This is a genomic window from Microcoleus sp. S13_B4, assembly GCF_036700885.1.
Classification (GTDB): Bacteria; Cyanobacteriota; Cyanobacteriia; order Cyanobacteriales; family Microcoleaceae; genus Microcoleus.
Window position 1 is genome coordinate 46,184 of sequence record NZ_JAUBPU010000025.1, and the last position, 26,538, is coordinate 72,721.

Here is a 26,538-nt window from a genome sequence, read left to right on the forward strand (position 1 = left end):
GAGGAAATTTTAAGGAATTAAAATCAAATAATACCATCACTCTAGCAACCCTAAATAACTCCTAAACTTCCTTTTTCTCTCTTCCTTCGCGCCCTAGCGCTTACGCGCGGCTTCGCCTAACGCGCCTTCGCGGTTCGTTAAGTTACCTTGTAAAACACCGGCCAACTTTTCTGCATATTGCCGATTGGCGATCGCACTTGGATGAATATCATGAGGTAAATTATTGTTGGCAGGTATTTTCAAATCAACCGAAATATCTCCCGTAGCAATTCCCTCCTGACTTAACTCCTCCAGCATCTTAGCAGAACCGGCATTAATTCCCGCAACAACTAATTTAACACCATTAGCCTCAGCCACACGGTTAAATTCTTCAATAATTTCCTTAGAAACCTCATGGCTTCTATACAATCCCTCTTCAACTTGATTGTAATTAACCTCCAAAAAATGGCTTAATGCGGAAACTCGCATCAGGGGGAACTCGTGATATTCAAGTTTTGCCATCTTGTAGGTAAAATTCTTTTCTCCATTCAGCCTAGCATCCGGCTGCCACAGAATACCGAGTTTATTCCAAGCTGACATTTGCTTGCTTCTCGCCCTCAACAAAGTATTGCGACGGTCGTGAAATCCCGCATAAGCAATCACCGCAATTTTGGGTTTCTTTCCTTGTTTGAGTGCTTCTTTGAATTGAATAAACGAGTGCAGCGTGCCGTAGCCGTTAACGCCAAAATTTACTATTTCATATTGGGGTAATTTCTCTTGCAGCAGCCAAGCATAAGTTTCGCTGTCATTCAATGACCAACCGTAGGTAAAAGAACAGCCAAATATCCAAATTTCAGGTTTTTTTGAGGATTGATGGTAAGTATTGAGTGGATGTGTGATTCTTAAACTATTATTGAGGTGAGTGGCATTAAAGGAGTAATTGCCGTTAAGTGTAACTTTGAATTTTCCCGGCAAATGTTTGTAGCCGAGTTCAGAGTGTTTGGTGAAAAAATTACCTTTTGGTTCGACGGCAACATCAACATTTTCTATTTGCCAGGGTTTGTATCCCGCAACTCGCAAGACAATTTCAGCCGTGGTGGTGGATAGAAATATTGGGAAAATTATATAAGTTATTAATCTGAAAATAGAGCTTTTAATAAAATTTTTTTCATAATTTATCGTAGGGGCGGGTTTCACCAACCATATCGGCGTAAGACCAACAATATAATCAACCCGCCCCGCCCAACGAATAATCTGAATCTACATTTTTTGGATGCTCTCGGACATCAGGTTAATCTAGATTATCGGCTGTGTGGGGGCGGGTTTATCTAAATTGTTTGTGAACCTCAAATATTGTTTGTAAAACCCGCCCCTACAGACAATTGTAGGGGCGGATTTCACCAACTATCTATGTCTAAAACACACAATCTCGTAAACCCGCCCAACCGATGGATTAATTCCTAATAATTCGCTTCCTCCTCGTACTCAGGAGTCTTTGTCTTCTCAGGGATATTCACCCGAGGAGCCTGGTAAGGCTTCGGTGCCTCATCGTCAGCCCAAGCATCCGCCTCCACATCATCCTCGTACTCGTACTCTACCACCGGCTCCTTCGGGCGAAAACTCTCAGAGCGAGTGTACTGCGGCTTCGCCTCGTACTCCTCCTCGTAATCGTCCTCCTCGCCGCCCCAATTATCCTCTTCGTAATCCTCGTAATCGTCGATCGGCTCAGGCTGCACCGCGCGCATCTGCTGCGGCTGCCGCACCGGAGGCCGGTTCCATTGCGAATCCTCATCCCAAGGAACTTCCTCAACCGCAGGCGCGGCTACCCTGCTACGCATTTCCGGTGCAGGTATCCGCACGCCCGGGCCCAATTGATTTCCCGTAGCCACGGGTTTCGGATAATAACCTTGCTCGTCCTCTTCCCGTTCCCAAGGTGCTTGGCCCAAACCAACGCGCTCCAGCAAACCCACACTAAGCTGCCTGAGCCTTTCCTCGGAACCTTCAAACACAATCAAGCGATTTGGGCCGCTGCTGACAATTTCCTCAATCCCCAACTCGTAAGTGCTGAGAACTTGGTCGGGGATTTGGGGGATTCCCAGGGAAGCGATAATTATAGAAACTAACTTACCGTCTTCGGGGTCGAACCTAAAGCCCCGCACTCTACCCAAAAGTTCGCCGGTTTCGGTAATAACTTCGCTGTTAATCAAAATGCTGTAGACTTCAACATCAACATCATCTTCGATCGCGCTCTCATCTTCCACCAACAGCACGTCGCCGATTTCGCTGACATTGTTGAGGAACATAAACCTCGGCATTCCAGCGACCGCGAATATATTATCACGCAGACCGATCGCCACAACTTCCCGCCGGTCAATGTCCACCCACAATTGACTAACCACCCCCAAGCGTTTACCTCTGTCGCGGGTGATGACCTGAGTGCCTAGAATGTCGGAGCGTTGGCAGATTTGTTCGGATGTCATTCTAACTTTAATCCTGATTTATTAAGTACATATATCACTCAACACGAGCGTTAACATAAACTCCGGGACTACAACTTCAGTCCTATGACTTGAGTATAAGCTCCCCGCGCTTGAGTAACGCCAATTGTACGCTCAGCCGATTGAATCATAGGTCGCCGCAAACTCACAACAATAAACTGGGCTTGTTCAGACTGTCGTTTTATCATTCTAGCTAATCGCTCCACATTTGCCCCATCCAGAAACATATCCACTTCATCAAAAGCGTAAAACGTAGACGGGCGGTAGCGTTGCAGGGCAAAAATAAAACTCAGCGCCGTCAGCGACTTTTCGCCTCCAGACATGGAAGCCAGCCGCTGTACGGGTTTGCCTTTCGGGTGAGCAACCAAATTCAAGCCGCTGCTGAAGGGGTCTTCCTGGTCATCTAGCTGGAGATAGCCGTCGCCTTCGGAAAGTTCCGCAAAGATAGTCTGGAAGTTCTCGTTAACCGCGTCGAAAGCTTCTTTAAAAGCGCGCCGCCTGAGTGTGGTAAAATTTTCGATTCTCAACAGCAGTTCAGTGCGTTCTCCTTCCAATGTCGTCAATTTTTGACTCAATTCTTGAAGGCGTTCTTGAGTGCGGTTGTACTCTTCCAAGGCTAGCATATTGACTGGTTCTAAAGCTTGAATGCGTTTGGCGATCGCCTTTACTTCCTGCTGCAATTCCGTCAAATTGGCTTTCTCGACATTTTCAGGAATCGACGGCACGGGGTCGGGCATTTCCGCCCGCTGCGCTTCCAATAGAGTGCGGACTGCGCTCAATTGTTCCCGGCGTTCTTGCTGGGTTTCGTGGAGTTTTTGCAACTGCCATTGTAACTGTTGTTTGGCTAAATGCTTCTCTCGCAGTTGAGATTCTGCCCGATCGCGATCTCCCTTCTGCACGCCCAATTTTTCCTCAATTTCCCCCAAAGCCGCCTTAGCTTCCGCAATTTGCCGATCGAGTTCTAATTGCTGCGAAACAATGCGATCGAGTGCATCCGCCCCCGCGTTTTGCTGCACTTGCCATTCCTGCAATTTCTCGCTGCCTTCCTTAATTTTGTCTTCCAAACGCCCGAATTGATTTTCCAAGTCTACAAGGCGCTGCTGGACGTTTCTCAGAGCCAATTCTCGCTCTTGCAGTTGCGCTTCCAGAGCGCGCAAACTCGATTGCATTTGCTGCCATTCGCTGTGACTGTTCGACTCCTCCAACTGCGCCAAAGTTTGCCGGTACTGCTGCAATTGAGTTTCTTGTGCGGGCAATTCTCGTTCCAGCAACTGCAATCTCGATCGCGAATTAGTTAATTCCTGTGTATTTTTCGCAATTTGCGATCGCACTTGTTCCTGTTGCGCTTGCAAATTCTTAATTTCTGAATCCAACTGTTCCAATCGCAACTGATTTTCGCGCAAATTCTGTTTTGCTTCCATCAATTCTTGGCTGCGAGTTTTCACTGCAATAGACGCGCGCTCGATCGCAATTTTGCACCGTTCCAAAATCCGCTCAATTTCCTCCAACCTTTCTTGCAAAGACGCAATCGTCCTGGCTTCACTAGCAGCCTCGCTAGCCTCAACCGTGCCAAAATGCAAGGTAGATCTGTTAGTAGAACTTCCCCCAGTCATCGCCCCGCTAGTTTCCAAAATTTCCCCGTCCAAAGTGACAATTCGGTACTGTCCCAAATAGCGGCGGGCGTCGCTGAGGTTGCTAAACACAACCGTACTGCCAAAAACGTAAGCAAAAATTTCCTGATACCGCGAATCGCAATCAATCAAATTAACAGCCGCATCCACAAACCCAGCCGCGCGCCGCAAATTTTCATTCACCGAATACCTGCCGCCCCTAATCTTATTCAAAGGCAAAAACGTCATCCTTCCCGCCCGTTTTTGTTTCAACAATTCGATCGCAGCAGCAGCAACGCTGTCATCTTCCACCACCATATTTCCCATGCGCCCGCCCGCCGCAATTTCCAGCGCCAACTGATAGCGCGGTTCTACCCTGCCGAGTTGAGCCACCAAGCCGCAAACTCCGCCAATTCCGCTTTGCGCGACAATTTTTGCAGTAAACGTTCCGGTCGCTTCTTGCAGTGCTTGAAACTGCACTTCTAGTTTGTCTAATTTGCGCTGTCTTTCCCGCTGTTCTTCCAACAAACGAGTTTGAGTTTCCTGTTGCAGTTGCAATTCTTGTTCGGCTTCGACTAAAATCTGAGTCAGCGATTCTACTTGCAAAGAGGCAACGCCTTTAGTTTCGAGAAGGCGAGATTGCTGCTCTTTTTTCGCTGTAATTTCCTGTTCCAATACTTGCAGCGATTGGTTTTGTTCTTGAATTTGACTTTGCAGGCGATCGGCTCTTTCGCCAATGGTAGCTTGTTCTGTACGCTGCGGTTCCAAAGTTTGTTGAATTGTTTCGATTTGGCGGTGCAGTTCCGTTTGCTGCTGCACCCAAACTTCGGCCGTCGAGGCGATCGCATTTGCAACTTCCCGACTTTCATCTAAACTTTCCTGGGCTGCATCCCGCTGTTCCTGCAAACTTCCTATTTGAGACTTAACATAAGATATTTCAATCTCAATTTGCTCCAAACTTTGCCGGAATTGCCGAACTTCTTCCTCGGTTTGTGCTATATTAGCCGCCATTTGCCCAGCAGTTTTTTCCAAATCCTGTTTGCGGTTTTGCAGTTGCCGCCTTTCCGCTTCCTGAGTGGCAATCGTCGCTTGCAAAGCCAACAATTCCGACTCTCCCAAAGCTTTAACGCGGGCATTCAGCGCGTCAAGTTCGGCGGTTGCTTCTTGAATTTGGGTGCTAATTGTTTGCAGTTGTTCGGTGAGAGATGCAGAAGTGCGATCGCCCGTTTCGATTTGTTCTCGCAGTTTCCATTCTTGCTGCTGCAATTGACGGAATTTCAGCACAATTTCCCACTGCGACTTTTCTTGAAATTCCGCCCGCAATTTTTGATATTTTTCCGCTTTTGTGCGATCGGAAGCAAGTCTATCGCGCTGAGAAATCAGCTCTTTTTCTACAATACTGCTGCGTTCTTCCACCTCCTTAACTTCATCCAACTTCTGCCTAGCTAAGGAGATTTTGCGATCGAACTGAGCCACTCCAGCCAATTCGTCAATGATTTCTCTGCGTTCCTTAGAATTCATCGAAATAATGCTCGTAACGTCTCCTTGCAGGACGACGTTATAGCCTTCGGGATAAATTCGCAAACGGTTGAGTTGTTCGTGAAGTTGAGTCAGCGTGCAAGGTTGACTGTTAATGTAATAAGTTGAAGTGTAAGTACCTTGGCGAGTTACCCGAAGTTTGCGCGTCACACTCCACTCATCCGATTTTGGATTTTGGATTTTGGATTTTTTATTAGTAGCGAGTAGTTGTCCGTTGTTGTCTTGAGTTGCTGCGATTTCTATCTCTTCTACGTCTTCAACAGATAACTCGTCCGATTTTGGATTTGGGATTTTGGATTTTCGATTGGCAGATGATTGGCCGTTGTTGTCTTGAGTTTCGGTAGTTTCTATCCCTTCGGCTTCTTCAACAGATAGAGGCGATTCTCGATTAGCAGATGATTGGCCGTTATTGTCTTGAGTTTCGGCAATTTCTATCGCTTCGACTTCCTCAGCTTCAACAGATAACTCATCTGCTGCATTTTCCTCCTCATCTTCATCCCGGGCGAACCATTCCTCTCCCACATCTTCCAGCGCAAAAGTCGCAGTCACGCTAGCTTCGATCGTACCGCGTTTGTTTTGGGCGCTGTTGACCAAATCCGGCAAACGTTCAGCCCGCATTCCCTTAGAACTCGAAAGTCCGAGACAAAACAGCAAAGCGTCGAGGATGTTGGACTTCCCAGAACCGTTGGGTCCGGAAACCACAGTAAAACCGGGCAGCACGGGAATGGCCGTCGTGCCGCCAAAAGATTTAAAGTTAGTCAGTTCGATCCGTTTAATGTGAACCATATGCTAGGAGTAGCTTTGGCTCTAGGTTGTTGTCACAGGGTAGCACAGGCAATGGGGCGATCGACAATGTGTTAACTTTCTGGCATTGTCGATCGAACAGATATATTACACCTTTGTCAACAACCCAGCCGGGTTTTACTTAAAAAGTTCGTTGACAAAGGTACAACATCTGTGAGCGGAGCGAACGCTACAAATGAACGTAAAGTTTGATACAGATAACTTCATGAGACTAGATGGACAATATTGGTGCGAGTAAACCTGAAAGCCTTGCCCAGATTGACTGCCAGCAAATATAATTCCGGAAATTCCTAATGTTACCCCTAGACATATAAAAACTTTCCGGTAAAATCGAACCAAAATTAATAATGTATAAAGTAACGAAGCGCATTATGGAGGGCAAACCCATTACACCAGCTCAGAACTCATCTAACCTGCCAGCTTCCCCTGAAAGCGACGAACAACAAGTATTACAAATTTGGGGTCGCGAACCCCTTAAAGGACACGTCAAAATCAGCGGCGCCAAAAACTCGGCCTTAGTAGTCATGGCAGGAGCCCTGCTATGCCCAGAGGATTGCCGTCTCCGCAACGTTCCCGGTCTAGTCGATGTCGCCCGCATGGGGCAAATTCTCTCGGCTGTAGGAGTCAAATTACAGCAGAACGGGGACGTTTTAGACATCAACGCCAGCAACCTCATAGACGCTCAAGCCCCCTACGAATTAGTCAGCCAACTGCGGGCGAGCTTCTTCATCATCGGCCCACTGCTAGCGCGTTTGGGATTTGCCAAAGTGCCCTTGCCCGGTGGGTGCGCCATCGGTGCCCGACCCGTTGAACTCCACGTTCGCGGTCTGCAAGCCCTCGGTGCCGAAGTCCACATCGACCACGGCACGGTTCACGCTTACGTCAAAGGGCCGAACCGCCGCCTGAAAGGAGCCAAAATTTATTTGGACTACCCCAGCGTCGGCGCAACTGAAACTTTGATGATGGCGGCGACTCTGGCGGAAGGAGAAACCATAATTGAAAATGCCGCTCAAGAGCCGGAAGTCGCAGATTTGGCGAATTTCTGCCGCGCCATGGGAGCAAAAATTCAAGGCGCCGGCACGAATACGATCGTCATTTCGGGAGTTCCCAAGCTGCACGCGGTAGACTATTCAATTATTCCCGATCGCATTGAAGCCGGGACATTTTTAGTAGCCGGAGCCATCACTCACTCCGAAATCAGTTTGTCGCCGGTAATTCCCGACCACCTGACCGCAGTCATTGCCAAATTGAAGACTATTGGGGCGAAAATTATTGCAGAATCCCCCGACATTTTGCGGATAGTTCCCGGCCAAACTCACTCGGCCACAGACATCGAAACTCTGCCTTATCCCGGTTTCCCCACAGATATGCAAGCTCAGTTTATGGCTTTGCTGACGCTGAGCGAAGGCGACAGCTTGATCAAAGAAACCGTGTTTGAGAATCGCTTGCGCCACGTAGCAGAGCTCAACCGCATGGGCGCGGACATTCGCCTTAAAGGCAATGTAGCGATTGTGCGCGGAGTGTCGCGGCTGTCTGGTGCGCCAGTAGTGGCAACAGATTTGCGGGCTTCGGCGGCGTTAGTGTTAGCGGGACTTGCAGCCGAGGGTGTCACCACCATCAGCAGCTTGCAGCACTTAGACCGCGGCTACGAGCAGTTAGAGGTGAAACTGCAAAAATTGGGAGCTAAGTTGCGACGGGTCAAAGAGGGTACAGACCCGGCGACTGCTGAGGCTCCTGTCAATCCCGTGCGATCGGGTTTAAAGTAGTCAGAAGGAAGAAGGAAGAAGGAAGAAGGAAGAAGGAAGAGGAAAAAAGGAAGAAGCAAAAGAATTCCCCATGCCCAATTCCCCATGCCCCATGCCCAATTCCCAATTCCCCATTCCCCATTCCCAACTGACTAAAATGTCGAACATACCGCTCATCGGTTTAAAAGCAGACCAGTTTCGCCACCCGCTAGACTTGGAAGCCACCAACAGTCTCAAACAACTGCCAGGCCTGGATTTGATTGTGCGGCAGTTGCTGGGACAACTTGGCGAACAGTTTTTCATGCTCGAAAATCTGGCTTCCAGCGTCCAAGTCGGCGAAAATCAATTGCCCCACCTGCATCAATTGCTGTTGGATGCCTGCAAAACTCTGGATTTGGAACCGCCGCAGCTTTATGTCCGCCAGCATCCGATGCCAAATGCTTACACCTTTGCGATGCGGGGAAAACAGCCTTTTGTGGTGATGCACACTTCTCTGATTGATTTGCTCACAGACGAGGAAGTCAAGGCAGTAATCGCTCACGAGTTGGGGCATTTGAAGTGCGAGCACGGAGTTTACCTGACTCTGGCTAATTTAATTGTGTTGGCCGCAGGTCAAATTTCGCCTGTGGGAACCGTGCTCGCGCAGGGTTTGCAGGCGCAAATGTTGGAATGGTTGCGGTGTGCGGAATTTACGTGCGATCGCGCCGCGTTGCTCGCCACCCAAGACCCAAGAGTGGTAGCATCGGTGTTGATGAAGCTGGCCGGAGGTTCGCCGACTTTAGCTCCGAAACTGAATGTCGATGCGTTTTTGGCGCAGGCCCGGGCCTACGACGACCTCAGCAGCACTCAACTCGGAGATATGCTCAAACAAGCTCAGACGGCTCAGTTGTCCCATCCTGTACCAGTATTGCGCGCCAGAGAGATCGATCGCTGGGCAAGTTCAAAAGATTATGAATCTTTGCTTGCAAAAAATCGATCGCTGTGTTATGATGGTGAAACGAAAAAGGGCGGGTGGCGAAATTGGTAGACGCATCAGACTCAAAATCTGACACCGAAAGGTATGAGAGTTCGATTCTCTCCCCGCCCACTGCTAGAAAATCTTAATAAATCTAGGGTTCCAGATGATAAGTCTGGAACCCTAATTTATATGGGGCATCGGGCATCGGGCATCGGGCATCGGGCATCGCGAATTGCGAATTGGTAACTAATGACAACAGTCAACAGTCAACAGTCAACAGCCAACACATTTTATGGGTGAATTAGCCGCTTTAGGCGCTGCATTTGTCTGGGCTCTATCTTCCACAATCTGGCAGCGAGTAGGACAGCAAATCCCCGCAGTGGTGCTAAACTTGCTCAAAGGCGCGATCGCCCTTTTCATGCTCCTTGCAACTGTACTAATATTAGGCAAACCCTTACCCGCAATCAACCCTAATATTTTAGCAATGCTGCTCATCAGCGGCGGCCTAGGAATTGGCATCGGAGACACCGCTTTCTTTATCGTATTAAAATATTTAGGCGCGAGGCGAACGCTGCTTTTAGAAACCCTATCTCCCCCTTTAACAGCTTTATTGGGCTTAATATTTTTGCAAGAAAAGTTATCGCCCATTGCTTGTACTGGCATTCTTTTAACAATCTGCGGCGTAGCTTGGGTAATTGCAGAACGAACAGCCGAAACAACCTTATCATCAAAACATCTTTGGCAAGGATTAGGTATTAGTTTATTAGGACAAACAACCCACGCCGCTGGAGCAATTTTATCCCGCGCCGCCTTCACTCAAATAGATATTGATCCCCTGTGGACAGCCGCCTTGCGTTTGAGCGGTGGTATGGCAGTTATGCTATGCTTTTTGAAGCCAACAAACCTTGACACTTTCCAACAATTAAAAGCACCAAAACTATTAGGTGCAATAATACTAGCAGCTTTTTTAGGAACCTATCTCGGTATTTTCCTGCAACAGACTTCCCTGAAATATGCACCCGCAGCAATCGCTCAAACACTCAGTTCTATCAGTCCCCTATTTATACTGCCTTTAGCGGTGTTGGCGGGCGAAAAAGTGAGCATTCGGGCTGTTTTGGGGGTAGTTGGTGCGATCGGCGGGATCGCCTTATTATTGGGTTTGAAGTGATTAGATTTGAGACAGAATTGTTGCGTGTTGCTAAAAAGTCAAAACATAGGCTCTTTCTTAGTTAGTGCCCTTAAATATTAGTTTAACTAGCCCAAAACGGGTCTTCCATACTTAGTATGCTCAAATATTAGTTTAACTAGCAAAAAACTAAACTACGTCTGAATAGACTGAAAGAACGCATCAATTTAAGTTAAGTATTGCTAAAAAATATTGCCCCGCAAGGATTTGGGGCATTTTTTGATTAAAATTAGCACACTAAGTACAGCAGACGCTGGCAGGTAGTCAACAGTGCCAAAAATATAACTAACGTGGCGATGGCTGTAGGGCAAATTACAGGAGTTGTGGCAGTTGCAATGGATATCCATGCAGTCAAAAAGGAACGAGAAATTAGATCAGAAACTAGATGAAGCTCGTGGCGAGAGAATGAGCCAGTTTATTGCTATTGCCAAAGACCTCGAAACTCAGATAGAATAACAACTCCGACAAGTTAAAATAAAAACCTCCGAAGAAATAGAGAAGCAAATTGCAACCGATCGCCAGAAGTAAGAAGAAGTGATTTATGCTTCTCATACTTGGGTCAAACAATTGACAGAAATCCGTAAGGATTTTGACGTAATTCTCCAGTACATCACGCAGGTAACAGCTAATCCGAATACTTGAAGCTGAAAAAGTGAGATCGCCCTTACGTCCCAACTTGTCAAAAAGCACGATCGTGCGATCGGATATAACCATCAACAACACGGCGATAGAGGAAACGGCAGTGCCGTTTCCTGATTGCGGGCTACTCTTACAAATTGCAACTCATATCCCCAGATAATTGACTGAAACGCGCATTTTCCCGATAGTCTACCGGACAGTCAATCACGCAAGGGACATCTTGAGCAAGGGCTTCTTTCAGAATCGGAATTAAATCAGTTGCAGCTTCCACTCGATAGCCTTTTAAACCCATACTTTCCGCAAATTTCACAAAATCGGGATTGCCAAATTTGACGAAATCTGAATGACCAAAATAATCTTGCTGCTTCCATTCAATTAACCCGTAACCGCCGTCATTAAAGATCAGCGTCACAAAATTAGTACCGACTCGCAAAGCAGTTTCTAACTCTTGACAATTCATCATAAAACCGCCGTCGCCGGTTGCTGCTACTACTTTGCGATCGGGATAAACGAGTTTTGCAGCTACCGCACCCGGAATCGCAATTCCCATCGCCGCAAATCCGTTGGAAATCAAACAGGTATTCGGGCGATCGCAATGATAGTGCCGCGCGATCCACATTTTGTGAGCTCCCACATCAGATATAAGAATATCTTCCGGGCCCAAGACTTGCCGCAAATCGTAAATGAGTTTTTGTGGCTTGATCGGGAAACCGTCGTCGGCTGCATATTGTTCGTACCCAGCGCGAATATCCGCGCGCAATTGCTTAGCAAAAGGGTCTACTTTCTCCATGCGATCGGCACGCTGCAAAATTTCATTGAGGGAATCAGAAATATCTCCCACAACTTCTATAATAGGAATATAACTGCTGTCAATTTCTGCTGGCAAAGATCCAATGTGAATAATCGGAATTTTTCCTTCTGGATTCCACTTCTTCGGGGAATATTCAATCAAATCGTAGCCAACAGCAATCACTAAATCTGTTTCTTCAAAAGCACAACTAATATAATCACGTTTTTGCAATCCCGTCGTCCACAGTGCCAAAGGATGAGTGTAAGGAATTACACCTTTGCCCATGAAAGTATTAGCTACAGGAATATTCAATCGAGTAGCAAATTGTGTCAAAGCATCGCTGCCATTAGCACGAATTGCGCCGTTTCCTACTAAAAGCAGAGGGCTTTTGGCCTTAGAAATTGCCACAGCGGCTTTATTCAAGCTTTGGTAAGCGCCAAAAGTTTTTTCGCGGTTGTCTTTGGTGAGCGGATTTCCTTCAGCAGGCATTGCTGCGATGTTTTCAGGTAAGTCAATGTGAACGGCTCCCGGCTTTTCACTTTGAGCTACTTTAAAGGCTTTGCGGACAATTTCTGCCGTCGTGCTGGGGCGAACAATTTGAGCATTCCACTTAGTAACTGGTGCAAACATAGCGACCAAATCTAAATATTGGTGCGATTCTATGTGCATTCTGTCTGTGCCGACTTGTCCCGTAATTGCTATTAAAGGAGCGCCATCTAAGTTGGCGTCAGCAACTCCTGTCATTAAGTTAGTTGCGCCTGGACCCAAGGTGGACAAGCAAACGCCGGCTTTGCCGGTGAGACGACCGTAAACGTCAGCCATGAAAGCCGCGCCTTGTTCGTGGCGAGTAGTAATAAATTTAATTGAAGAGTTTCTCAGGGCTTCTAGAATTTCTAAATTTTCTTCTCCAGGAAGTCCGAAGACGTATTCGACGCCTTCATTTTCTAAACATTTTACCAATAGTTGAGCTGTGTTCATTTCCGTTTTTTTCCTCGGTTAATGGGGGTTTGTGGTCTTTTTAAACCGATCGCAAAAATACTAAATGGGAATTTTTAACCGCAGATAAACGCAGATAAACGCAGACTGATGTAGATTTGTGCGATCGGTGGATAGAGTGGGAGCTTATTTCACCCACACTGTTTTTATGTTAACAAATTCGTGCATTCCTTGGATGCTCAATTCGCGTCCGTAACCGGAGCGTTTGATGCCGCCGAAGGGCAATCTCGGGTCAGATTTTACTAAACCGTTGATGAATACCGCGCCGGCCTCTAGTTCGGAAATAAATCGATCGCTCTCTGAGTTTACTGTAGTCCAAGCTGACGCACCCAAGCCAAAAGATGTGCTATTTGCGAGGGCGATCGCCTCATCGATGTCTGCAACTCGGAATACTAAAGCTACGGGCCCGAAAAATTCTTCTTGACGGGCAGAGGCATTCACGGGAATGTCTGCCAGAATAGTTGGTAAGTAAAAGTTACCGCCCTTGTTTGACAACGGGCGACCACCAGTCAACAGTTTGGCCCCTGAGTGAATGCAAGCTTGCACTTGATTGTCCAAGTCTTTGAGGATTGTGGGAGTAGCTAAAGGGCCGATATCGGTTTCTGGTAACATCGGATCGCCTACTTTTAATTGCTCGAATTTTTCGACAAATCCTGTGATGAATTCGTCGGCAATCTCTTCTGCTAAAATAAAGCGTTTGGCGGCGATGCAAGATTGACCGTTATTGAGCATCCGAGAGGTCACAGCAGTTGATAAAGCTGCTGCTACATCGGCACTGGACATCACAATAAAGGGGTCGCTTCCTCCCAATTCCAGCACTACTTTTTTCAAATTTTTGCCCGCATTTGCTGCCAAACTTTCACCCGCTGGTTCGCTACCGGTGAGAGTTGCTGCTTTTATACGATCGTCCGCAACGATATAGGCTACTTTGTCGGCGCCGACTAACAAAGTTTGAAAAACTCCTTCGGGAAAGCCAGCAAGCGTGAAAATTTCTTCGATTTTCAAAGCACACTGAGGCACGTTGGAAGCGTGTTTGAGCAAGCCCACATTGCCCGCCATCAGTGCTGGCGCCGCAAACCGAAAAACTTGCCAAAATGGGAAATTCCACGGCATGACGGCTAAAATAGCGCCCAGCGGTTGGTAGCGGACAAAGCTGCTACTAGCGTCGGTGGTTGCCGGTACATCTGCCATAAATTGAGCGGCATTTTTGGCGTAATACCGACAAACTAAGGCGCATTTTTCCACTTCGCCGATCGCAGATTTGAGCGTTTTGCCCATTTCCAGGGTCATCATTTCAGCGTAAATTTCGCGATCGCGCTCCAAGATGTCTGCAGCTTTCTGCATCCACAGCGCTCTCTGCTCAAACGGCAGTTGGCGGTATTTTTTAAAAGCTTGCTGTGCTAATTCCAGCTTACCTTCTATTACCTCATCCGCGATCGGCTCGAAAGTTTTCAGCGTTTCTCCCGTTGCCGGGTTGATAGTAGCAATAGCCATGGTTTCATCTCCTGTGTGAAAAACACAAAACTCCCTGCTAGTTTTCAGCCTAGGCAGGGAGTTGTATCAAGGTATTACAAAATAGGAATTTACCAGCCACGTTTTCTTTCAGGTCTTGCCAAGTTGCAAGTGCCGCGATTTGTTTAAATTTCTCTACTTTTAATTATAGTTCAGAGTCTCGATCGCAAATCTTAAGAAAATTTGTCTTTCTGAAATCACGCACAAATCTCAATAACAGGCTAGACGGCCTGTTCCACAAAAGTTAAATGTTCTTGTGGGGCGTCCCGCCCGCCCCTGATATCGTTTCCGGTTGCATCAGAATAATAAAATCGAGTCAACAGTTAACACTCAACCATTCAGTTTTTCGACCCGTCAACAGTCAACAGTCAACAGTCAACAGTCAACAGTCAACAATTCCGGAGGAGTGCAACCGGAATTGATATGACAGCTTTATTCACAATTAATGGTGCAAGATGGATGAAATATCTTGTCTGGTATCCCGCCCGCCTTGCATTCTCAAGAACAGGCCCGACGGCCTGTTCCACTACACATTTCTCAATTCCTCTCCCTCAAACAGACTGTTCCTGGACGTAATCCTGCACGTAAGACTGATAGTAATACCTGCTGCCTTTATCGTTATTCGCCACCATTCCCAACAGCGGAATTCCCGCCATTTTTAAGTCTTCAAAAGCCAACAACAGCGCCTCCCGCTCAGTTTGATGCAGCCCTACTACCAGCATCAATCCGTTAGTGTGAGCCGCCAACAAATTCGCATCCGCCAAACCTAAAAGCGGCGCAGTATCGTAAATAACTAAGTCAAAATGACTTGACAAAGCTGCCATTAAATGCTGCATTTTGCGGGAAGAAAGCACCTTTGTGGGATCGAGAGGAACCGGGCCGGAAGTTAACACAAACAAATTTTCATCGCGGGGCGATCGCAAAATCACCTCTTGCACATCCACATCCTCAGCAATCACATTGTGTAAGCCTTGCCAATTTGGTAAACCCAGCATTTCGTGTACCTGCGGGCGCCGCAAATCGGCATCCACTAACAGCACTTGCTGGCCCATTGCAGCCGCCGCCCGCGCCAGATTGACTGCAACAGTAGACTTGCCGTCAGCTACTTGACAAGAAGTAATTACACAAGAATTGATCGGAGTCTCAAGGTTGAGTAAGCGAATATTCGCATTGAGCGATCGAAAAGCTTCTTGAAAAGCATCCGTCGGCATCGGCGAAATTGCCACATCCACCGCGCTTGTCTCAGCAGGAGGAAGTCTCAAAATTTTATCGCTAGCAGGAATCACCCCCAACAAAGGCAGGCGAATCGAATGTTTGACATCTTCCGGAGTTTGGAACACCGTTTTATTGTTAAACCGTTCCGCCAACTGCGCCGCCAGCATACCAAACAGCAAACCAGCCAATCCCCCCAAAGCCAAATTCAAAGGCATAATCGGAGCAACAGCCATCAACTCGCCATTTTTGTAACGCGGAATTTCCGGCTTAGCAATAACTTCCCAAGCCACCTCTTTTTTGCCCACAGATTCAAGCTGCAAAGCTTGCTGTTTAGCCAGCAAACCATTCAGCGTATTGTTAGTTAAATCCAACTCGCGCTGCAAATCGGAATAGCGCCGCAAAATCACCGGGAACTTTTGAGAGTATTGATTCAACTGCTTAGCAGCTTGTTCCAAAACTTGATTCCGCACACCCAGCACCTGAATTAAATTAGCAGTACCGATAAACTGCTCGATTAACTTAATCCGCACCGGATCTTGAAAAGCCAGCACTTGTGAACTTACCTTAGCCAAATCCGTTCCCAGAACCTGTTGGGCTTCTTTCTTCAACAAAGGAATCAGGTTCTTGCGCTGTTCTCGCAACAATTGCATTTGCGGAGTTTGGTCTGTAAACGTAGCCGAGTTAATCGCAATTTGTCCTTCTAATTGCTGCAATTGAGTCAGCATCGCTTGATAGCGGGGAGCTTGACTCAGAGCCGAAGCCATCAGCGCTTGCTGTTGGTTGAGTCCGAGCTGATTTTGCAGATTGGAATAGAGCAATCTCTGCTGATTGAGCTGCGTTTCCGCGTCCAATCTTTGCGCTTGAAGTTGGCTGATTTGCTGCGAAAGCTGTTGGGTTTGAATTTGCGGGTCGATAAAATTGTACTGCTGCCGCAACTTTTGAATTTCTGTTTGCAGAGCTTGTTGGCGCTTTTGCTGGTTGGGAATTTGCGATTTCACAAAATCCAGAGTCTGACTAATTTGAGTTGTGGTATCTTGCACGCTGTAGTTGCGGTAGCCTAGCGCCACTTTTTCCAAAACAAACTGAATTTTTTTCGGGTCATAATCCCGATATTTAACTTCGATAATTTTGGTGTTTTTGAAGCGATTAATTGACAGCCGGGTTTCCTGAGAAAACGGCAAATTATCGGCTTTTGGGTTCAAAAGGTAATTGTAATTTATTTCGGGATACTTAGCCTGCAACTGTTTAATAATCGGCGACATTACTTGCGGACTTTGCAAAACTTCAATTTGGGATTCGTAGTCAAAACCGCCCTTTTCTTGGGTCGCCGGTGCCGCTGGTTGCAGTTTCAGCTCACCGGAGTAGATTTTGGCTAAAGTATTTTGTGTAACTGCTGGTTCTACTAATAATTGAAAGCGCCCTTCGTACTCGCTTTTTTGATTGAGCGTCCAGGCGAAAACCCCGGTGGTTACTGCCGCTGCTACACCAATGACTAAGATGGAGCGACTGCGGCAAACTTCCCAAAAACTTAACTCTTCTGGGTTCGTTTTGTTTATGCCTAAAAATTGATCTTCTTCATAAGTTCCCGAAGATATTTTTTGCAGCTCGGCAACTTTTTTATGATTAAAAAGTGCTATTTGAGATTGTTTCCCTAGTTTCATTTGATTTCTACAACTTATTAGTTTAAAGGTCTGTATTGGTAGCCGAGTTTCAGCAATCCGGTTGATTTCTAGATATTTTGTTAGCAAGGCGAAACTTTTTCTAGAAAACGGGTTTATGAAACCTTAATCCTACTCTATTCAAATTACCGAAAAATATCGAATAATCGAAATATTCCTAACAGCGGACTCAGAGGAGCGAGAGTCCCGCCTACATTATCCGAGAACGTAGCGCGACCCGATCGCCTTACCATAATTACATCATTATTTTGCAGTTTGGGATTAGTTTCTTCATTGGCTGTTGCAGAAAAATTAACCTTAACAGTTAGCTGGGAAACTGTGCCGTTAGGATTGAGGCGAATTAAATCCACCGAATCCATTTGAGCGCGCGCTTTATTAAAACCTCCCGCTGCAACCAGCGCTTGATTTAAAGTAGTGTTGGGAACCACCGCAATCGCTCCCGGTTTCACGACTTCTCCCACAATGTTCACCTTAATCGTATCAGGTGAAAAATTAGAATTAGCCACTTGTTCGTCTTGGGCTGCATCGAGATTTTCGGCTTTGGGAACGATTACCGTATCTCCCTGTTGCAGGGCTAAATCTTGGGATACATCTCCCCCTTCCAAAAGTTGCCACAAATTCACATTAATAATTTGTTCCGTACCCGCCCGCGTCAGGCGGCGAACTTGTATTTGTCTGATATCAGCTACCGGCGTAATACCGCCGGCCATTTTAATTGCCCTCGTTACAGTTTGCTGCAAAACAGTTTCCCCGCCGTTGGTTTCGCTGGCAGCAAACAAACCAGAATTTGCACCCATTTCATTCTCTTGTACCCTACTTTGAGCCTCTTTCGCCAAAGTATAAGTACCGGGGCGAGTTACTTCGCCCACCACAGCAATATTAATTGGTTGAGTGCTTTGTCCGGTAATGTTAGCTACTGCTAAAGTAGGTGCTTCTTGGCGGTTGAGGCTAGTTACAGTGGGAATAAATATAGTATCGCCGTCGCGCAAAGTCATATCGGCCCGCAAATCGCCGTTTTGCAATAATTCCCACAAATCCACACTAATAATTTCTTCCGGTGCGTTGCGCTGGGGGCGGCGGATTTTGATTTGGCGCACGTCTGCTGACTGCGTAATTCCGCCGGCCATTCGCAGAGCCCGCGATATCGTTGGCATTTGAGTTCCCATTTGCTCTGCTGTGCCTCCGGGGCCTGCTGCTGAGGATATTGTATAGGCTCCGGGGCGGTTGATTTCGCCCGCGATCGCAATTTGCAAAGGACGTGGCGCCAGCAGTTTCAGGGTAATCCAAGGACGTTTAAGGTATTTGCCGTATTTGTCTTTAACAGCATTAGAAGCTTGTTCTAGGGTCATCCCGTACACCGAAATGCTGCCAATTAACGGCAAACTCAGGGAACCGTCGGCCTGTACTTGGTGTTGACCGTTGGGGCCGCTGTATTCCGGGACGTTGAAGATGTCCATTTGAATACGATCGCCCGCGCCTAAAGTGTAAACTTCCGATCGTACACTTGAAGGTGCACTTGCCGGAACCGCCGGAAATCCCTGAACAGGAGGCACTGGTACGGGAACAGCAGAACCAGGAGGAGGAGGAGGAGGAGACAAAGCAGGAGGAGGAGGCAAAAACTGGGCCATCGCCGGAGATGAAGCCGCCGCCACCGCTGACACTGTTAAAAATTTGACCGTGAAACCTTTGACAGTATTGAATTTTGAATAGTTTTTGCTCGCCATCGCCTTTTGCCCCTATCCGCTTCCTATCCCGCCACCATCAAATGTAACCCAACTCTTCTAACTTGCTCAGAACTTTCTTAACACTCTCTTCCACACTTTCTCGCTCTGTGTAACAAATAATCTCAGGATTGAGCGGTTCTTCATAAGGATCGTCAATTCCGGTAAAACCCTTAATTTCTCCGGCTCTGGCCTTAGCGTATAGCCCCTTGACATCGCGATCTTCGCACACTTCTAACGGCGCTGTGATATATACTTCAACAAAATTTTGCTCCATCGCTCTAATTTCGTCGCGAATGGCTCTGTAGGGGCTAATAGCTGCGGTCATTACTGCTACTCCATTGCGGCTCAGCAGGTGAGCCACAAATCCAATCCGCCGAATATTAGTATCTCGGTCTTCTTGGCTAAATCCCAAGCCTTTTGACAAGTTGGTGCGAACGACATCTCCATCCAATATTTCAACTTTGCAACCTCTGGCCTTCAATTCGGGTTCGAGAGCTTTGGTGATAGTTGTCTTGCCGGAACCGCTCAGCCCGGTGAACCACAAAATAAAACCTTTTTCCATTTTCATCCGTTAATTAGTAACTGGGAAATCATTAAGACGTAAAACTTTATAGATGCAGTTCCCTTTTTTATATTATCGTTATTCGCCGTGTCATAGGGGCAATATTTGCGCGCAAAAAATGATAAATCAAAATTTGCGATCGCTCCTGCGGTCATTTAGTAATAAAATTGTGCGCTCGCTGCATACATAATTCCCGATTTATTATTGGTCAACTCTTTACACAGTAAAATTCAATTTGCGATCGCAAAGACCGAACATCTCTCAGTATGGTGCGCGAAACAGAACAGGTTAACTTACATTATGACAAAACGACAAACGCCGAACATCTATCCGCAGGGTTAACGGCACCGATCGCCTTACTGAGCCTTTCGCCATCTAAAATCTAAAATGGTATTGCCCATGTCTTCCGTTTTGAAAGCAGATGTTTTGGTAGTCGGTGGTGGCACCGGCGGTACCGCTGCAGCCGTGCAAGCAGCCCGCCGAGGTGCCAAAACTATTTTAGTAAGCGAATTCCCCTGGCTGGGAGGAATGCTGACTGCCGCTGGCGTTTGTGCCCCCGATGGCAATGAATTAGCAGCTTTTCAAACCGGTTTGTGGGGCGCGTTTCTCCGGGATCTCCAGCAGCGACAGCCGGGAGGTTTAGATTGGGGGTGGGTCAGTTTTTTTACTTACGATCCCCGCATCGGTGCTGAAATTTTCGCTGATTGGGTTAAATGTTTGCCGAACTTAGAGTGGATTTGTGGACAAACTGCTCAAGATGTGATAATGGAAGGGTCTCGCATTGCTGGCGTTCGGTTTGCAGATTTTACGGTTTCGGCCAAAATCACTTTGGATGCAACGGAATTGGGAGATTTGCTGGCTTTAGCGGAAGTTGGGCACCGCTGGGGTTGGGAATTTCAAGCCGAGTTGGGAGAACCCAGCGCGCCGGCTGCCTCTAATGCTCTCACAGAGCAGTATCCGGTGCAAGCTCCGACTTGGGTGGCAATTATGCAGGATTTTGGTAAAGGTGCGGCCCGGCCAGAAATTCCCGCGCCGCCTGTTGACAATCCCGATCAATTTACTGGTGCTTGGGACGGTTACACTCCTGAGCAATTTCTCAATTACGGCAGCCTTCCGGGTGGATTGTTGATGATTAATTGGCCGATTCGAGGTAATGATTATGGTGAAGGAGTCGATCGACTCATTAAATCTGAAACATCTCGACAAGAATTCCTGCAAGAAAGCCTCTGGCATACTCAAAGTTTTGCCCGCTTCATTCAAACGCAATTCGGCCGCCGCTACGGCTTAGCACAGAATATTTTCCCCATTTCAACGATCGACAATCAACAAAATTATTCCCTTCTTTCTTCCTTTGCCTTACATCCTTACTACCGAGAAAGTCGGCGCTTGCGAGGAGTACAAACAATCCGAGAACAAGATATTTTGCCTATTGTCGGCGGAAGAGTCGCGAAGTTGCCGATAAATTCTGAGGGCATTTGTGAAACAATTGCGATCGGCAACTATGCCAACGACCACCACTACACCAGTGGCGATATTCCTCTGCAGCCAAAATCCATTCGCTGGGGCGGCCGCTGGACGGGAACTCCGTTTACCATTCCTTACAGCGCGCTAATTCCTGAGAGTACAGACGGTTTGCTAGTCTGCGAAAAAAATATTTCCGTCTCTCACATCGCTAACGGTGCAACTCGCTTGCAACCGACGGTAATGAATATTGGACAGGCGGCAGGGATGGCGGCGGCTTTGTGCGCGGAATCGGGATGTCAGCCGCGGGAGTTGGCGGTGAGGGTTTTGCAGGAAGCTTTGTTGCAAGATTCGGAGGCGAGTGCGGCAGTTATTCCTTTATTTAATTTGACACGGGGGCGATCGGACTGGCTCGATTGGCAACGCTATTATCTCGATCGACCTGAAGCATATCCCGCCAGCGGCGAATCTCCTTTGTCAGTAAAAAAACAAAGCAGTCAAACAGCAAATACCCACAGCGAGTTTTCGGGCATTTTCCGTCGCCTCGGCGAACAAGACTGGACACTAACGCTGACAAGCCCCGAATCTCTAGCCGGTCAAACTTGGCAACTCGTGACTTTGGACTCCGAAACCGACAGATTTTTACACAGTTGCGAAACAGAAAAGCCTTTGACAGTATGGGGCAAGCTGAATTTTGCCGGTGCTTGGCTGCTGGCGGGATCAGTAGAATTGAAGACGTAAGGTTTTTTGCAGAGATCCGAAAATTGCACAGATATCTATCCTGATTGATCGGGGCAAGTCTGTATCAGGTAATAGACACTGACACAGATACTACCCATGCACACCTACACTGCAATTGCTTTACTAAGCCTGTTGGGCATTACCTTGAGTGCCAGCGCCCAGAGTGCTTTTGAATGCCTAGTCGAACTGCTGGCAATTGCCACCGCTGATTATATTGTCTTGGCGCCAACTCAACAAGAAAAAGGCGATCGTTCTCCTGAAAGAGGCAGCGGACGCAGACAGTTCAGTCAGCCTCATCTTTACACCCCTCACATACCAGCATTTTAATGGCATGGGACGAAAGGGAGTTCCACCAATGAGTCGGTTTCGGCCACCAGTGTCGATCGGATTTTCTGGGATTCTAGGAAAGTTAGCTTCGTCTGGCAACTGCACTTCTTGTTGACAGTCATTAGAATACTTATTCTGTGTAAAAAATGATCATCTCAAGCTTCAACCGCCATCTATCAAGAGATTTACTCTTTCGATATTTGGCGGTTTTGTATGTTCAAGGCTGTAGATACATTTCACCCAGTCAAGTTAAACCACTAAAATTTACTGTGGGTGACACAATTTGAAAAGTTAAATAATTCTCGCATCATGTTTTTTGAATAGTCTGGCAATTTCTGGGAAATCAATCCTGATGAGCAAGGGAAAAGTCGGTATCTCTAAATAGACACTGACACGGATACTACCCATGAAAAACTACACAGCAATTGCTTTATTGAGCCTGTTGGGCCTTAGCTTGAGTGCTACCGCCGCTCTATCCGTTGAATCCCCAGTCGAACAGCTAGAAACTGCCACCGCTCAATATATGTTGTCAGCGCAAACTCAACAAAGAGGAGAGCGCCCTCCCAGCAGAGGTCAGCAGCGGCGTGATTTTATGGAGTCCCGCACTGACATTCAGTCACTACAACAATTTTAATCGCATTGCCAGAAACCTAGTTCCGCAACTGACTTATTTCGAGGCTGGTTTCGACGCCACCCGTGTCGATCGAGCAAACTAATTTTCTGGGACTCTAATTTTTTGGGTTCGTCAGGCAACTGCACTTTTTGTTGACAGTTATTACGACGAGATTTTTTTGGTCTTACTATGAGTGCATATCAACTTGGAGCTGCCATCTACCTAAAGATAGACTCTCCTCTGTGGCGGTTTTGTATTGAAATGTTTCAATGAAATAGGAATTACCCGCAGGACTCCGATGGTCGGGTTTTTCAACCGATATCCCAGGGCCTCAACCCCGTATTTTCGTCGCTCGAACCTGGTGTCGCCGTCCAGGAGTATTTAAGAACTGTTGCGCTCGGGGCCGCCTCAAATTCCTGCGATCGCAACAGTTATTTACGTTCTCCCCGCTGCAGGTAGGGTTGAATTTTCAACGGCTGCACTATAATTAACTTGCGATAACTAACTTATATATAGGTAAACTGTCAGCGCAGAGGGTGCAGCAATCTACTTAAATTAGCCACCAATAAGAACCACTTATGCGGTGTAGATAGCCTTTAAGCCCCTGCCCCTGTTACCTCAGGGAAATTAACTAACCTGAATATTAGGGTAGCTGGCAAGCTTTCCGGCGACAGTCGGCTATGCTTGATTCGGCGCTCTCGCAATAATTTAATGGAGGATGACAAAATGCCTCCTAATTTGGCTATTTCGGGGATAGTGATGAAAAATGACTCTTTGGATCTGGTCAAAAGCCTCAGCCCTAGTGCAATGGATCAGATCATGCTATATCTGGCGTTTAGCGCCATGAGAACCAGTGGGCACAGGCACGGGGCGTTTCTAGACGCGGCCGCAACGGCGGCTAAGTGTGCCATTTATATGACTTATATGGAGCAGGACAACAACCTGCGGATGACCGGGCACTTGCATCACATTGAGCCTAAACGGGTGAAGGTGATTGTTGAGGAAGTCCGGGAAGCTCTGACTCAGGGAAAATTGCTGAAAATGTTGGGTTCCCAAGAACCTAGGTATTTGATTCAGTTTCCTTATGTCTGGCTGGAACAGTATGGTTGGATGCCGGGACGCCCTCGCATTCCGGGAAACAATTTGACTGTAGATGAAAAAAAATATCTCGAAGGCAAGATTCCTCCGAATCCGCCTGATGCTCAACTGATCAATTCTTTTCAGTTTATGGAGTTGATCGAGTTTCTGCACAGGCGATCGCAAGAAGATATGTCTCCAGAAAGGCGAATGCCTTTGAGCGAAGCTCTAGCAGAACACATTAAGCGGCGCTTGATCTATTCTGGGACAGTTACTCGTATTGATTCTCCTTGGGGAATGCCGTTTTATGCCCTCACTCGCGCTACTTACTCTCCCGCAGAGCAGGAAGAGCGGACATTTACTATGGTGGAGGATACGGCTAGATATTTCCGGCTGATGAAGGATTGGGCGGACAAACAACCGAAGGTGATGCGAATTATGGAAACTTTGGATATTCCGCCGGAACGGCTCGACCAAGCCCTTGAGGAATTAGATGAAATTATTCGCAATTGGGCCGATCGCTATCATAAGCGGGGCGAACCGACGATGATTGTACAAATGGTTTTTGGGCCGCAAGACGACGCTTAGTTTGATTAACTATTAATCATTAGTCATTAGTTGATTGCTTGAGACTAATGACTAATGATTAATAGCTAATAGCTCGCGAGGCAGAAACCGGGTTTCTCTGGAAAAATACTGCGTTAAGGCCTTGAATTCTCGTAACAAACCCGGTTTCTTGGGTTGCGAATGCGTCCAGGATTAACTAAGCTAAAAAAGCTCTCCAGGTCGCTGCTAAAACGATCGCTGCGATCGCTCCTATGAGTGTATTGAAAAAATTTACTACCTCGTTCGTGAGCCACTCAAACTTTGATTGCACCGTCGCCCCAATCACGCTCTCAATGTTCGTGGCAATAAAAGCTGCAACAACACAAAAAATAATTCCTGTCAAGTCAATTAAACCGACGGCCCAACTCACAAGCCCAATCAGAATTGAGCCGACAATACCCGCGATCGTTCCTTCCAAACTTACGGCCCCTTCGGTACCTCTAGGTACAGGCTGCAAGCTGGTAATCAAAAAAGTCCGCTTTCCGTAAGCTTTGCCGATTTCGCTAGCGCAGGTATCGGAAAGTTTGGTGCAAAAACTCGCCGCGTAACCCAGCAATAACAGGGAAATAGCATCTTGTGACACAGGCATCTTGCCTGTCTCTCCTAAAATAGATAATGCCAAAACTCCCAAAGCGCAAAGAGTCGCGGTTAAAGCCGAACCCCAGACATTTTCTGGGCCTCTGGCGCCTGAACGCTTTTCGGCTATGCCTTCTGCTTCTTTTTGGGCTTTGCCGATGCGGGTAACTCCCGATCCGACAAGAAAATAAAACATCACCACAGCATAGCCTTGCCATCCCAAACAGCCCCAGATGAGGACACCCAATACCCAGCCGTGAAATTGACCAGCGGGAGTGAGCAATTTTTTTGGGGCAATGGTGGCGATCGCGAGTAAAACTGTATTTAGGGCGATCGCCACCAACCAAGGATTAGACCAAGATAAATAATTAAAGAACAATTCTGAATTCTGCATTGAGTACCTCCATGAACCAAGTCTTATTTCATCTTGCCTTCCCCGTGACCGATATTGCCCAAACCAAAGCGTTCTACGTAGACGGGCTCGGCTGCGAACTAGGTCGCGAATCGCCCAATTCTGCGATTATGGGTCTGTGTGGCCATCAAATTGTCGCCCACGTCACCCGCGAACCTTTGACGCCTCAGCGAGGCATCTATCCCCGGCATTTTGGGTTAATTTTTACTTCCGAATCTGACTGGGAAGGGTTGCTAGAAAAAGCCCAGCAAAACAAGTTAAATTTCTATCAAGAACCAAGACGGCGATTTGTCGGTTTGCCTACAGAACACCGTACTTTCTTCTTAGAAGACCCTTTCCACAATATACTTGAGTTCAAGTATTATTGTGAAGCTGAAGCAATTTTTGGTCGCAGCGAATACGCTGAAGTTGGCGATGCTGTTTGATTGCTGCGCGAAATAACAACCAGTTGCAGCATATCAACTTTCGGATTAAATCAAATCACCTGCTGGTGGATGTCGCCCTATAGCTTTGTCAGCAGTACGAATATTAATAACTCTTTCTCGATTTAAGACTAATGCTGTAACTGTAGCTCGTCCAATTGTAGTTAAACCAACTATTGATAATCCATCCGCCGACCAAATAAAATGTTCGTTCCAGGTATCTTGTCTGGGATTAAACAATGGTACTTCTACACTCGACTGGGTATCTATTGCTGTAGTTTTATCGGATTTTTGACGGTTGCAATGAAAGCACGCTAGTGCCAAATTGTCAATATTGTTACTCCCTTTTTTAGTGAGAGGAATGATGTGCTCGATCGTAAACTCTACATACTGCCATTGTTCGGAAGCATGGCAATATTCACACAGACAGTTTGCTCTCTGACGAACTTGATTTTGGGTAATTGCTCAACCCCCTTGACAAGAAGACAAGATAGACATTAGATCAAGGAATGGAAAAACTCCCCGACCTAAAACAGCTATCGAACGAGGCAAAAGAAGCCTTGATAGTAGAGCTATGGGAGAAAATCAAAAAACTAACCGCAGCGTTAGCAACCACAGACCAACCAAAACTAAGCCCATCTCCCAAAAAAACTAGCAAAAATTCCAGCACTCCACCGTCCAAAGGATTCAAGCCCAACATTCGGCCATCGAAAATTGAGGGGATAAAAAGACAAAGAAGCCTAGGAAGAGCAGGAGGGGGAAGAGAACTACATCCTCATCCCGACCAAACAATCATCGCCCAACTCAAAAATTGCCCCCAGTGTGGAGAGAAAGTCACCGCCGCTGCACAAAAATTGCAATCCGTCT

At 47.0% G+C, this 26,538-nt stretch carries 18 protein-coding genes, 1 tRNA gene and 2 pseudogenes; 10 read left to right on the top strand and 11 right to left on the bottom strand.

Going from position 1 to position 26,538, the window contains the following annotated elements; translation table 11 throughout:
- Positions 1 to 93 precede the first annotated feature (93 nt).
- The 3 genes from QT994_RS15255 to smc all read right to left on the bottom strand — a co-directional run bounded on the left by QT994_RS15255 (position 94) and on the right by smc (position 6,412).
- Positions 94 to 1,059, bottom strand: coding sequence for an SGNH/GDSL hydrolase family protein (locus tag QT994_RS15255; protein WP_333175868.1), 966 nt, complete (start codon positions 1,057 to 1,059; stop codon positions 94 to 96).
- A 380-nt stretch (positions 1,060 to 1,439) separates the two neighbouring features.
- On the bottom strand, positions 1,440 to 2,459 hold the full coding sequence (locus QT994_RS15260; RefSeq protein WP_333175870.1) for a PRC-barrel domain-containing protein: 1,020 nt from the start codon (positions 2,457 to 2,459) through the stop codon (positions 1,440 to 1,442).
- 68 nt (positions 2,460 to 2,527) lie between these two features.
- Complete coding sequence (smc, locus tag QT994_RS15265) at positions 2,528 to 6,412, bottom strand: chromosome segregation protein SMC (protein WP_333175872.1); 3,885 nt, start codon at positions 6,410 to 6,412, stop codon at positions 2,528 to 2,530.
- A 365-nt stretch (positions 6,413 to 6,777) separates the two neighbouring features.
- On the opposite strand from smc, the gene murA reads away from it, so the two are divergent.
- The 4 genes from murA to QT994_RS15285 all read left to right on the top strand — a co-directional run bounded on the left by murA (position 6,778) and on the right by QT994_RS15285 (position 10,301).
- Positions 6,778 to 8,196 (top strand): UDP-N-acetylglucosamine 1-carboxyvinyltransferase, encoded by a 1,419-nt coding sequence (murA, locus tag QT994_RS15270; protein WP_333175874.1) that lies wholly within the window; start codon positions 6,778 to 6,780, stop codon positions 8,194 to 8,196.
- A 136-nt stretch (positions 8,197 to 8,332) separates the two neighbouring features.
- A complete protein-coding gene (locus QT994_RS15275; RefSeq protein WP_333044488.1) occupies positions 8,333 to 9,202 on the top strand; it encodes a M48 family metallopeptidase in 870 nt (289 codons plus the stop codon).
- A tRNA-Leu gene (locus tag QT994_RS15280) sits at positions 9,181 to 9,262 on the top strand. Before QT994_RS15275 ends, QT994_RS15280 begins: the two co-directional genes overlap by 22 nt.
- A 163-nt stretch (positions 9,263 to 9,425) precedes the next feature.
- Entirely contained in the window at positions 9,426 to 10,301 is an 876-nt protein-coding gene (locus QT994_RS15285) for a DMT family transporter (RefSeq protein WP_333175876.1), read from the top strand.
- 787 nt (positions 10,302 to 11,088) lie between these two features.
- Here the strand turns inward: QT994_RS15285 and QT994_RS15290 are convergent.
- The 5 genes from QT994_RS15290 to cysC form a co-directional block, all read right to left on the bottom strand.
- Positions 11,089 to 12,726 (bottom strand): acetolactate synthase large subunit, encoded by a 1,638-nt coding sequence (locus QT994_RS15290; RefSeq protein ID WP_333175879.1) that lies wholly within the window; start codon positions 12,724 to 12,726, stop codon positions 11,089 to 11,091.
- Between the two features lie 144 nt (positions 12,727 to 12,870).
- Complete coding sequence (locus QT994_RS15295) at positions 12,871 to 14,238, bottom strand: NAD-dependent succinate-semialdehyde dehydrogenase (RefSeq protein WP_333175881.1); 1,368 nt, start codon at positions 14,236 to 14,238, stop codon at positions 12,871 to 12,873.
- Between the two features lie 569 nt (positions 14,239 to 14,807).
- Positions 14,808 to 17,132: a polysaccharide biosynthesis tyrosine autokinase gene (locus QT994_RS15300; RefSeq protein ID WP_333044482.1), complete on the bottom strand. Its 2,325-nt coding sequence runs from the start codon at positions 17,130 to 17,132 to the stop codon at positions 14,808 to 14,810.
- 143 nt (positions 17,133 to 17,275) lie between these two features.
- Complete coding sequence (locus QT994_RS15305) at positions 17,276 to 18,874, bottom strand: SLBB domain-containing protein (RefSeq protein WP_333175883.1); 1,599 nt, start codon at positions 18,872 to 18,874, stop codon at positions 17,276 to 17,278.
- 37 nt (positions 18,875 to 18,911) lie between these two features.
- Entirely contained in the window at positions 18,912 to 19,436 is a 525-nt protein-coding gene (gene cysC, locus QT994_RS15310) for an adenylyl-sulfate kinase (protein ID WP_333175885.1), read from the bottom strand.
- A gap of 399 nt (positions 19,437 to 19,835) precedes the next feature.
- Here cysC and QT994_RS15315 point away from each other — a divergent pair, with 399 nt between their 5' ends.
- The 4 genes from QT994_RS15315 to hetR all read left to right on the top strand — a co-directional run bounded on the left by QT994_RS15315 (position 19,836) and on the right by hetR (position 24,243).
- Positions 19,836 to 21,638, top strand: coding sequence for an FAD-dependent oxidoreductase (locus QT994_RS15315; RefSeq protein ID WP_333175887.1), 1,803 nt, complete (start codon positions 19,836 to 19,838; stop codon positions 21,636 to 21,638).
- A gap of 96 nt (positions 21,639 to 21,734) precedes the next feature.
- Complete coding sequence (gene patX, locus QT994_RS15320) at positions 21,735 to 21,965, top strand: heterocyst-inhibiting protein PatX (RefSeq protein ID WP_333044479.1); 231 nt, start codon at positions 21,735 to 21,737, stop codon at positions 21,963 to 21,965.
- A 406-nt stretch (positions 21,966 to 22,371) separates the two neighbouring features.
- Positions 22,372 to 22,599, top strand: a complete 228-nt coding sequence (patX, locus tag QT994_RS15325) for a heterocyst-inhibiting protein PatX (protein ID WP_333175889.1) — start codon at positions 22,372 to 22,374, stop codon at positions 22,597 to 22,599.
- Positions 22,600 to 23,337: 738 nt separating this feature from the next.
- Positions 23,338 to 24,243, top strand: a complete 906-nt coding sequence (gene hetR / locus QT994_RS15330; protein WP_333044638.1) for a heterocyst differentiation master regulator HetR — start codon at positions 23,338 to 23,340, stop codon at positions 24,241 to 24,243.
- 175 nt (positions 24,244 to 24,418) lie between these two features.
- On the opposite strand, the gene QT994_RS15335 is transcribed toward hetR, so the two are convergent.
- The gene (locus QT994_RS15335; protein ID WP_333175891.1) at positions 24,419 to 25,231 is read right to left on the bottom strand and encodes a TIGR00297 family protein; all 813 of its coding nucleotides are present in this window, start codon (positions 25,229 to 25,231) and stop codon (positions 24,419 to 24,421) included.
- An 11-nt stretch (positions 25,232 to 25,242) separates the two neighbouring features.
- Between QT994_RS15335 and QT994_RS15340 the strand changes: the two genes are divergently transcribed.
- Positions 25,243 to 25,674, top strand: coding sequence for a VOC family protein (locus tag QT994_RS15340; protein ID WP_333175892.1), 432 nt, complete (start codon positions 25,243 to 25,245; stop codon positions 25,672 to 25,674).
- Between the two features lie 45 nt (positions 25,675 to 25,719).
- On the opposite strand, the gene QT994_RS15345 is transcribed toward QT994_RS15340, so the two are convergent.
- Positions 25,720 to 25,911, bottom strand: coding sequence for a hypothetical protein (locus tag QT994_RS15345; RefSeq protein ID WP_333175894.1), 192 nt, complete (start codon positions 25,909 to 25,911; stop codon positions 25,720 to 25,722).
- 45 nt (positions 25,912 to 25,956) lie between these two features.
- A pseudogene (locus tag QT994_RS15350) lies at positions 25,957 to 26,133 on the bottom strand (HNH endonuclease); the annotation flags it as partial.
- A 47-nt stretch (positions 26,134 to 26,180) separates the two neighbouring features.
- Between QT994_RS15350 and QT994_RS15355 the strand changes: the two are divergent.
- Positions 26,181 to 26,538 (top strand): annotated as a pseudogene (locus QT994_RS15355) (hypothetical protein); the annotation flags it as partial.